We start from the raw sequence: 9,934 nt of genomic DNA on the forward strand, positions 1-9,934 counted from the left end.
TTTAATGAAAATGAAATCAGATAAACTGGCTAAAAGTTAGATGATTACTAACCAGAGGTTTGCAATATGGATAAGCTACGCAGCATGGAAACGTTTATCGCGGTGGTGGAAAGTGGAAGCTTTACCGGTGCGGCAACGCGACTGGAGATATCTGCGGTGATGGTGGGGAAATATATCGCCCTGCTGGAAGCGCAGCTCGGTACGCGTCTGCTGGAACGTAACACACGCCGTCAGAGTCTGACCGACGCCGGGCGCGTCTATTTTGAAGAAGCCCGTCGCGTGCTGGAGCAGGTATCGATAGCCGAACGTTCGGTAGAGCGTCTGCGGCTGGCACCAGCAGGGACGCTACGCATCAGCGCGCCCACCTCCTTTGGCGCCTGTGTTATCTCGCCGCTGGCCGCGGGTTTTTTGCAAACCTGGCCAGAGGTACGCATTGAGTTAGATCTGACTAACCGAATGGTGGATCTGGTCGATGAAGGTGTCGATCTGGCGATACGTATTGGTGATATTCATCAGACGGATGTGGTGGCGAAATATCTGTGTCCGTACCGTATGGCCATCTGTGCGTCGCCGGACTATCTTGCCCGATACGGCACTCCTCGAACGCCCGTGGATCTGGTGGATCATCTGTGTTTGTCGCATACCGTGTGGACGGCACGTAATGAATGGAAACTGCCGGGTGTGGCGGGTGAGGTCAGGTGGAAACGTGATGCGATTCTACGCTGTAATGATGGCCACGGCCTGCGTATGGCGGCGGTAGCGGGAGCCGGGCTGCTGTTACAACCAGAGGTTTTATTGGCAGAAGAGCTCGCGAATGGTCGGCTGGTCCGGGTGCTGGAGGGGTTTACGCCAGAGCCGCGGCCAATTCATTTGTTGTGGCGCCAGGATTTGCGTCCACTGCCCAAGCTGACGCAGTTTGTTGAACATGTGCTGGAAGGAACGCTGGGGCTGCGCGGAAAATAAAAATGCCGGATGGCGTTGCGCTTATCCGGCCTACAACCGAGCCAAATTGTAGGCCGGATAGGGCGCAATAGCGCCGCCATCCGGCAATTTGTTAGCCGATGTCCACCTGCGGCTTATTGTTGCGTTTGCGGATCAGGCGCAGTACTGGCGGGATAACGATAACCATGACCGCCATCACCAGCAGGACTTTCGCCACGCCGCTGGCCCACAGAATATCCATGCTGCCATTACTGATGGACAGGGCGCGACGCAGGTTCTGCTCCAGCATTTCCCCGAGCACAAATCCGAGAATTAACGGAGACATCGGGAAGTGCATTTTACGCAAAATGTATCCCAGTACGCCGAGACCGACCATCAGTACCAGATCGAAGGTCGTACTGTGGACGGCATACACGCCGACCGCCGAAACCGCCGCAATGGCCGGAACCAGGAACCACAGCGGAATGGTCAGCATGCGGGTGAACAGACCGATTAACGGAATGTTCATCACCAGCAGCATCACGTTGGCAATCAGCAGCGCCGCGATCAGTCCCCAGACGATATCCGGTTGTTCGGTGAACATTGCCGGGCCTGGCGTGGTGTTGTACAGCGTCAGCGCACCCATCATTACCGCCGTGGTGCCCGAACCTGGTACGCCGAGCGTCAGCATTGGGATAAACGAGCCACAGGCCGAGGCATTGTTGGCCGCCTCAGGTGCGGCAACACCACGAATGTCCCCCTTGCCAAAGCTGTCGCTGTTACCGCTGAGCTTCTTCTCGGTCATGTAGGTGATAGCACTGGCGATGGTGGCCCCGGCGCCGGGCAGGACGCCGACGAAAAAGCCAATCACCGATGAACGCAGGGTGGCCCCTACGCACTGCGCGCCTTCTTTGGCGTTGAACAACATACGGCCCGTTTTACGCACCAGCGTCTGACCACTGCTGGTATGTTCCAGCATTAATAATATTTCTGAGACAGAGAACAGCCCAATCACTACCACGATAAATTGCACACCGTCGGAGAGATGAACACTGTCAAAGGTGAAGCGATAAACCCCGGTGTTGGCGTCTACGCCGACGGTCGCGAGTCCGAGACCGATAAGCGCTGCCAGAAATGATTTCAGTGGGTTCTGCGCCATCATGCTGCCGAGACAGGCAATGGCGAAGACCATTAAGGCAAAGTATTCTGCAGGACCGAATGACAGTGACCATTGTGCTAACGCCGGGGCAAACAGAATGATGCCGCCGATAGCGATAAGCGAACCGAAGAAAGAACTGACCGCTGAGATAGAAAGCGCCACGCCGCCGCGTCCCTGTTGGGCCATTGGATAGCCGTCAAGGGCGGTCATAATGGCTGCCGCATCGCCAGGAACATTGAGCAGGATAGAGGAGATGCGTCCGCCGTACTCGCAGCCGATATAAACAGTCGCCAACAGGATCAGCGCAGATTCCGCAGGGAGATGCAAAGCGAAGGCCAGCGGCAGCAGGATCGCCACGCCATTGATCGGCCCCAGGCCCGGCAGCAACCCAACGATGGTGCCGACAAAGCAGCCGATCAAGGCAATAACCAGGTTTTCCGGCGTCATCGCCACTGCGAAACCCTGAGAAAGATAAATCCAGGTATCCATCGTTTCTCCGTTAACCCAGCCAGGCGCCGAGTGGTAAGGTGACGTCAAGCAGTCGGTCGAAGGCGTACCACAACAGAATGCCGAGAACCGAACCGGAAATGCCCGCTGCCGGGATGGTTGCGCCGAACAGCATGCCAATCACCACGGTGAGAATGGCAGTGGCAATGGGAAAGCCCAACCATTCAAACCCCCAGGCGTACATCAGCAGCACAATCACCATCGTGAGCAACTTTTTCAGCACGTGGCGGCGAGGCCAACTGATGGTGTCCGGGTGGCGCAACAGCAGCGCGACGGCACACAAGAGCATCAAGCTAATAATGCCAAGCGGAAAGGGACGCGGCCCAACGGGTTCATAGCTGTATTCGCTGCTGATTTGCCAGGCCACGAACAGCCCGGCTATACAGAGCAACAGCCAGATACCCGCGAAAATACGATCGCTCATCATCTTTGCCCCCGGGCTTATTTCGCCAGACCGAAGGCTTTTGCCTGCTCACGATAATCGGTGACCTGTTTCTTCACGTAGTCATCGAGTTGCTTACCGCTCATGTTGAACTCGAACAGGCCACGCAGATCACGCTGCTTTTTAAATTCGTCGGTCTGTTGGAGCTTATTAAAGGCATCAACCCACCACTGGTAATCCGCATCGTTCACTTTTGGCCCAACGTAGAAGCCACGAATAATCGGCCAAACAAGGTCATAGCCCTGCTCTTTGGCGGTAGGGACATTGGCTAACTGGCCCGGCAGACGTTCATCAGAGAACACCGCGAGTACGCGGATCTTGTCGCCGCTGAGATAGGGCACCATTTCACTGAGATCGCCGGAAACCACCTGGACGTGATTGCCCATCAACGCGGTCACCGGTTCGCCACCCCCCTCGAAGGCGACGTAGCGCATTTTGTGCGGATCAACGTTGGCTTTTTGCGCCAGCAGCGCCGACTTCATCCAGTCCTGGCTACCGATAGAAGCACCCGCGCCAATCACCACGCTGTTGGGATCTTTCTCCATGGCAGTCAGCAGGTCTTTCAGCGTCTTCCAGGGGGAATCACTACGCACGGCAATCATGCCGTAGTCAGTGCCTACACTTGCCAGCCAACGCACGTCATCGACGCCATAGCGGCCGAATTTACCTTGCGACAGATTTAGCAGGGAGCCGCCGGAGAAGGCCACGACGGTTCCGGCTTCGGCAGGACGTTGCGCGACGATAGCGTTATAGGCCACGGCACCCACGCCACCGGGCATATAGGTCACGCGCATCGGTTTTTCGATGGCGCCAGTTTCCATCATGCTCACCTGAATCAGCTTACAGGTGAGGTCGAACCCACCGCCGGGTTTTGCCGGAGCAATGCATTCGGTGCGCGATGGCGCTTGTTCGGCTAAAGCAGAAGTACTCATCAATAAAATGCTTGTAGTAAGGGTACGAAGTAATTGTTTTTTCATTGTTTATCCTCACGCCGGAAAACCGGATTTTCGGGTACGGAAGAAGATTTTTGTGATTATGTGAGCCGATGTGTAGCAGTTCGGTTGCGTGATTGTTAAAACATTAACCTTTCAATTCCCTTTCAATGCGGCAGAAACTTTACAGGATGTGATATGCGTCTCTTATTAGCGGAAGATAACCGTGAGTTAGCTCACTGGCTGGAGAAAGCGCTGGTGCAAAACGGTTTTGCCGTTGACTGCGTGTTTGATGGCCAGTCGGCCGATCATCTTTTACACAGTGAAACCTACGCGCTGGCGGTACTGGATATCAACATGCCGGGGTTGGATGGTCTGGAAGTCGTCCAGCGCCTACGCAAACGCGGGCAGACGCTGCCGGTTTTGTTGCTGACGGCGCGCAGCGCGGTAGCCGATCGGGTGAAGGGACTGAACGTCGGGGCCGATGATTATCTGGCTAAGCCGTTTGAGCTTGAAGAGCTTGATGCCCGGCTGCGGGCCTTGCTGCGGCGTAGCGCAGGCCAGGTGCAAGGGATACAGCAACTGGGGGAGTTAGCGTTTCATGATGAAGGTTACTTTCTGTTGCAAGGACAACCGTTGGCGCTTACGCCGCGTGAGCAGGCTCTACTGACAGTCCTGATGTACCGTCGACTGCGTCCGGTTTCACGTCAACAGTTGTTTGAGCAGGTGTTCAGTTTGAGCGATGAGGTCAGCCCCGAAAGCATTGAGCTGTATATCCATCGGTTGCGGAAGAAACTGCAAGGGAGCGACGTGCGTATAGCCACGCTGCGCGGCCTGGGTTATGTGCTGGAACGCTGCGATGAGATGGGTTAAGCCCCAGTCGTTGTACCTGCAACTGCTGATGTTTCTGGGGCTACCGCTGCTGTTGCTGTGGGGACTCTCGGCGTTTAACAGCTACGTTAGCGCATTACAGGCCGCGACGCAGGCGTATGACCGGACACTGCTCTCATCGGCCAGAACGGTTTCTGAGCGGCTGGTGGTGCGCAATAAACACCTGGAAGTCAACGTGCCGTGGGTGGTACTGGACAGCTTTGAACTGAACATGAACGACAGGCTGTATTACAAGGTGGTCGATCCGGCGGGGAAGGTTATCTCGGGTTATGACGATTTACCGGCCATGCCGCCCGCGACCTCGCGTACCCGGCTGTATCCGGCGTTAGCGTGGTTTTATCACACGGAATATCGCGGTGAGGCGATCCGCGTGGCACGCCTGCTCCAGCCGGTCAATGAGGGCGGTATTGTCGGCATGGCTGAAATTTATGTCGCCGAAACGCTGCAATCGCGGCGCTATCTGGCGCGACAGCTGCTGTTTTCCTCGTGGGTTTCACAAGGGCTGCTGGTGCTGCTCACTTTGGTTCTGGTCGGCTGGCTGCTGCGCCGGGTGTTACGCCCGATGCGCCAGCTGTCTTCGCTGATGGTGCGTCGTGAGCCGGGGCTACTGACGCCGCTGCCTGAGCTGCTGCCGTGGTCGGAAACCCGTTTGCTGATTGTCGCGTTCAACCGCTATATCGATCGACTGCGAGGGCTTATCTCCCGCCAGGAACGCTTCAGCGCAGATGCTTCCCATCAGCTCAAAACACCACTGGCAGTGCTAAAAACGCAGGCGGCAGTGGCTTTGGCGAGCCCACAACCGCAGCAATGGTATGAAAGCTTACAGGCGATGAGTTCAACGCTGGATAACACTATTCAACTGACGGAAAGGTTGTTACAGCTTTCAGCGGTGAAGCGTAAAGAGCAAGGGGAAAGGCACTTTTCGCCCGTTAATCTGTATGACGTGGTGCAAACCAGCTGTTTTACCCGTCTGGCGCAGGCGCGCAGTAAAGCTATCGATCTGGGGTATGAAGGGAAGCAGGAGGCGCTGTGGATTGAAGGGGATGAGGTGCTACTCGGTGAACTGTGCGGAAATCTGCTGGATAATGCGCTGAAATATACGCCAGCGCAGGGCGTGGTGACGGCGCGTTTAATGTGCGAGGGAGAAGCTGTGGTGCTGGTGGTTGAAGATAGCGGGCCAGGTATTGATGCACAACAGGTGCATCAGGCGTTACAGCCCTTTCATCGTCTGGATAACGTCGGCAACGTCCCGGGGGCAGGGATAGGCCTGGCTCTGGTCAACGATATTGCGCGTCTACACCGTACACACCCGCAGTTGTCGCGCAGCGATACGTTAGGAGGACTGAGCGTACGAGTACGATTTTTAAGCATCACGAACTGATATCTTTATTTCACTGGTGCAGATTATTCTTAAGAAAATTACAGATAAGAAAGCCGATCATTATTAATAATAACGGAAAGTGATTTATTGATTTTATTTGTATTGCGGTGCAGTTAATTAATTTCAACGGCTATTTAGGGGAAAAAGAGAAACGATTTATGCTATTCGTCATACATATAACGGCTTTTCATAGTCTACAAAATGCTATCTGTCAATAACGGTTGTGTTGTAAATTCTCATCTTTTTTGGCGGTGGCGATAAAACGTTCATTCATAAATTAATGATAAAAATCATAATGATATAAATGGAACGTGGGTGATAGTCACACTAGTCAACATTATTTTTTACATTTACTGACAATGTACCATTGCGTTTTTTAGACTTGTGATATAATTAGCAACATGAAAAGAGAAAAAAACAATTAAATATCAATAAATAATGGGCTGAGATATGCTTAAAAATTCGCTAAAGATTAGCAGTCAAGGATATCCAGTCTTTTTAAAGCTGGTCGATTTTATTGTAATCAATATTACGTTAATTTTTAGCGCCCATCTGTTAAATATGGTGCCGTTTAAGACCATTGTCATTCTTAGCATCCTCTTCTCAGTGTTTTTCCTGTTGCTTGCTGAATACACAAAAATGTACCAGCAGAAGATAAAAACCATCGGCATACGTAACCAAAAACGGCTGCTTTTCTGTACGCTGCTGGCAATCTCGTTCAACGAAGTGATCAGCATGACGGTGGCCGAACCGGAGTCACTTGGATACCTGACAAGTCTGACACCGTCATTTTTATCCCCTATTGTTTACTGGTATTTCATTCCTTTACCTTTTCTTTATTTTATTCGTTTTTTCATTTTTAAATATTCAACGAAAAAAAACATTCGTGTGGCGATTATTGGTCTTACCGACAACGGCGTGGCAGCAGAAAATGCATTGATAGCTGAATACTCCAATATCAAATTAGATTTGGCTTTTTATGATGAACGCGCGTTGTCCCGCTGTGGTGATATCGTGGATAAGATAAAAAGTCCCTTTCGCGGTCCTGTCATTAATCTGGTTGAAGAGGCTAAGCAAGGGAATATCGACGAGATCTATATCGCATTGCCGATGGTGGCATTACATCGTATTCGTCACTTTTTGGCCATGATGTCGGATACCACGGTAGATACCTATATTGTTCCTGATTTTTATACCTACAGTAACAATATGTCCAAGCTGCGCTCGATCCACAACCTGCAAACCATTGGCATCTTTAGCTCACCGTTTGAAGGGGCCGGTTCATTTATTAAACGTGCGGAAGACCTGATTCTCGGTAGCATCATTATGGTGATGATCTCCTCACTGATGTTAGCGATAGCTATTGGTATTAAACTTACCTCCCGTGGTCCGGTGTTTTTCAAACAAGATCGATACGGCCTGAGCGGACAAAAAATTAAGGTATGGAAGTTTCGCTCGATGCGAGTTATGGAGAATTCCGATACGGTTATCCAGGCCACTAAGAATGATCCGCGCGTGACAAAATTTGGTAGTTTCTTGCGACGCACCTCTCTTGATGAACTCCCGCAATTCATTAATGTATTGCAGGGAAGTATGTCTATTGTCGGTCCCAGACCTCATGCGGTTACGCATAATGAACAGTACCGCAAACAGGTCGAAAATTACATGATCCGCCATAAAGTTAAGCCGGGGATCACCGGGCTTGCGCAGATTAACGGTTTCCGTGGGGAAATCGATGCACTTTATAAGATGGAAAAGCGCGTTCAGTATGATATTGAATATATTCAAAACTGGTCGTTATGGCTGGATATAAAAATTATTATTAAAACTATTTTCAAAGGATTTGTCGGTAAGAATGCATACTAAATTAATAGTTATTACCGGAATCGTGATATCGCAGTCCGCATGGGCTGATCTAACACCGAAATCACACATTGGCTTTGCGGGGATCGACTTCCAGGGCCAAGCTGCTGTGGATTACGGTTATGATGATAACGTAACTTATCAGCCCCATAACCGCGATGCGATAGGTTCAGCGTTCCAGAGCGCGGCACCTGTGTTTAGTATGATCGGTGAGCGCGGACAGGATAAGTATTTGCTAATGTATTCAGGCGATTATCGTAACTACTCAAGCGATTCTGCCGATAACTATAACGACCATTTTTTCCGTTTTAACGGTGCCTGGCGTTATGGGCAAATGCACGGCTTAACCCTGAATCTGGAAGATTCAATTGGGCATGAATCTCGCGGCCGCGATATCACAGAGGGCTTTTTGCCGAACCAGTTCCGCCAGTATGGAATTAACTCTCCGCTGACGAATAATTTTATCAACAGTGAGTTGCGCTATAGCTATGGCGCACCAGATGGACGCGGCAAAGCGGAACTGGCACTGTTGTATAAAAAACTGACGTTCGGGAATACCTCGGATGTGCAGGATACCAGCCCGGATTTTTACAATTATATTCAGCAGCAGGAATGGCATGAAAATAGTCTGGTGGCTGAAATTTTTGACCAATACACCTCCAGAACGCGCTTTCGCTATAGTTTTATTACTAATCAGCGTCACTATGATAACAACTCAGAAAAAGACAGTAATGAATACTATTTGCTTTACGGTCTGAAATCGCAGTTGACGGGGAAAACCAACGTCGACATGAATATTTCATGGCTGTACAAAACATTTGAAAATGCCGCAAACTCGAGTGATTTTAATGGTCTAAACTGGGATATAAAGGGGGAGTGGAAGCCGTTAAATCAGTCAGTCTTCACCGCCCATTCTGCTCAAAGTATTAAAGATCCCTCGGAAGTTGGGGGGTATATCTTAGTGACTGAGTATGGGATTTCTTACCAGCATTTCTGGCTGGGCAATCGTTTTTCTACTTTGCTGGACTACTCATACACCACGGAAGACTATAAAAAACAGAACAAGGATCGACATGATAAAAATGGTGTATTTAGTGTAACCATGAGCTATGACTACACGCCGTCTGTCAATTTTGAGATTAAATATCAATTAGATACCTTGAATTCAAATAAGGATACTGATTCGTTTTATATCGGTCCCGACGACAGTAAGGAAGTCATTAGAACGTTGGGTTATGATAATTCTATGATTATGCTTAAAGCTAAGGTTCAGATCTAAAATGAAAATAATAGAACTGTGCGCGTTTTTGCTATTCAGTATCCTGTTGGTCGGATGCACAACGTCCAGGCCACCATTAATGGACGATCCTGCTGCGGTGGCAGAGGATTACCGAATTGGGGCGGGGGATACTGTCAATATCGTTGTTTACGGGGAACCCGAAATGACGATGAAATTTATCGTGGATAAGAGTGGAACAATAAACTTCCCTTATATCGGCGTGCTGGGTTTAAAAGATAAAACACCAGAACAGGTGAATATTGAATTAACTCAACGCTTGCGCAACGGGTACATGGTTAATCCCATGGTGACCGTGAGTCTTGCCGAGTTCCGCAAATTCTACGTGTCAGGGGAAGTAAAAAGCCCGAATGGATTCGCCTGGGAGCCGGGACTTACCGTAGAGAAAGCTATTGCTCAGGCGGGAGGATTTACTGACCGTGCAGATCGCAAAGATATCAACATTCGCCTCTCCGGTAGTAATCAGCTACTTGAGAATGTTGATTTAACGCACTCTGTTCGTCCTGGGGATGTCGTGATTATTGGCATGGGGTTCTTCTAA

The 9,934-nt window shown here is 50.5% G+C and carries 9 protein-coding genes; 6 read left to right on the forward strand and 3 right to left on the reverse strand.

Annotated features, from left to right (window positions below; genetic code table 11):
- Positions 1-66: 66 nt before the first annotated feature.
- Positions 67-963, forward strand: coding sequence for a LysR family transcriptional regulator (locus HV041_RS02300; protein WP_048212985.1), 897 nt, complete (start codon positions 67-69; stop codon positions 961-963).
- A 91-nt stretch (positions 964-1,054) separates the two neighbouring features.
- Here the strand turns inward: HV041_RS02300 and HV041_RS02305 are convergent, their stop codons facing one another.
- From HV041_RS02305 to HV041_RS02315, 3 genes are read right to left on the reverse strand one after another with little or no spacing between them, the layout of a single operon-like run.
- The gene (locus HV041_RS02305; RefSeq protein ID WP_182294040.1) at positions 1,055-2,569 is read right to left on the reverse strand and encodes a tripartite tricarboxylate transporter permease; all 1,515 of its coding nucleotides are present in this window, start codon (positions 2,567-2,569) and stop codon (positions 1,055-1,057) included.
- A 10-nt stretch (positions 2,570-2,579) separates the two neighbouring features.
- Positions 2,580-3,014: a tripartite tricarboxylate transporter TctB family protein gene (locus tag HV041_RS02310; protein WP_086523429.1), complete on the reverse strand. Its 435-nt coding sequence runs from the start codon at positions 3,012-3,014 to the stop codon at positions 2,580-2,582.
- 14 nt (positions 3,015-3,028) lie between these two features.
- Positions 3,029-4,006 (reverse strand): tripartite tricarboxylate transporter substrate binding protein, encoded by a 978-nt coding sequence (locus HV041_RS02315; protein WP_121584950.1) that lies wholly within the window; start codon positions 4,004-4,006, stop codon positions 3,029-3,031.
- 153 nt (positions 4,007-4,159) lie between these two features.
- Here HV041_RS02315 and tctD point away from each other — a divergent pair, with 153 nt between their 5' ends.
- From tctD to HV041_RS02340, 5 genes are all read left to right on the forward strand, one after another.
- Positions 4,160-4,834 carry a transcriptional regulator TctD gene (gene tctD, locus HV041_RS02320; protein ID WP_121584949.1) on the forward strand — a complete coding sequence of 225 codons (675 nt, stop codon included), beginning with the start codon at positions 4,160-4,162 and terminating at the stop codon, positions 4,832-4,834.
- Entirely contained in the window at positions 4,821-6,233 is a 1,413-nt protein-coding gene (locus HV041_RS02325; RefSeq protein WP_115642999.1) for a sensor histidine kinase, read from the forward strand. The genes tctD and HV041_RS02325 overlap by 14 nt, the downstream gene beginning before the upstream one ends.
- Before the next feature lie 450 nt (positions 6,234-6,683).
- On the forward strand, positions 6,684-8,099 hold the full coding sequence (locus HV041_RS02330; protein WP_061068418.1) for an undecaprenyl-phosphate glucose phosphotransferase: 1,416 nt from the start codon (positions 6,684-6,686) through the stop codon (positions 8,097-8,099).
- Entirely contained in the window at positions 8,089-9,375 is a 1,287-nt protein-coding gene (locus HV041_RS02335; RefSeq protein ID WP_048212979.1) for an outer membrane beta-barrel protein, read from the forward strand. Before HV041_RS02330 ends, HV041_RS02335 begins: the two co-directional genes overlap by 11 nt.
- Position 9,376: 1 nt before the next feature.
- Entirely contained in the window at positions 9,377-9,934 is a 558-nt protein-coding gene (locus HV041_RS02340) for a polysaccharide biosynthesis/export family protein (protein ID WP_048212978.1), read from the forward strand.

It is taken from the genome of Citrobacter sp. RHBSTW-00029 (genome assembly GCF_014104295.1).
Lineage (GTDB): Bacteria > Pseudomonadota > Gammaproteobacteria > Enterobacterales > Enterobacteriaceae > Citrobacter > Citrobacter youngae.

Coding starts and splice junctions, on each gene's coding strand:
- HV041_RS02300 (WP_048212985.1), top strand. CDS start 67: ATGGATAAGCTACGCAGCATGGAAACGTTTATCGCGGTGGTGGAAAGT.
- HV041_RS02305 (WP_182294040.1), bottom strand. CDS start 2,569: ATGGATACCTGGATTTATCTTTCTCAGGGTTTCGCAGTGGCGATGACG.
- HV041_RS02310 (WP_086523429.1), bottom strand. CDS start 3,014: ATGATGAGCGATCGTATTTTCGCGGGTATCTGGCTGTTGCTCTGTATA.
- HV041_RS02315 (WP_121584950.1), bottom strand. CDS start 4,006: ATGAAAAAACAATTACTTCGTACCCTTACTACAAGCATTTTATTGATG.
- tctD (WP_121584949.1), top strand. CDS start 4,160: ATGCGTCTCTTATTAGCGGAAGATAACCGTGAGTTAGCTCACTGGCTG.
- HV041_RS02325 (WP_115642999.1), top strand. CDS start 4,821: ATGAGATGGGTTAAGCCCCAGTCGTTGTACCTGCAACTGCTGATGTTT.
- HV041_RS02330 (WP_061068418.1), top strand. CDS start 6,684: ATGCTTAAAAATTCGCTAAAGATTAGCAGTCAAGGATATCCAGTCTTT.
- HV041_RS02335 (WP_048212979.1), top strand. CDS start 8,089: ATGCATACTAAATTAATAGTTATTACCGGAATCGTGATATCGCAGTCC.
- HV041_RS02340 (WP_048212978.1), top strand. CDS start 9,377: ATGAAAATAATAGAACTGTGCGCGTTTTTGCTATTCAGTATCCTGTTG.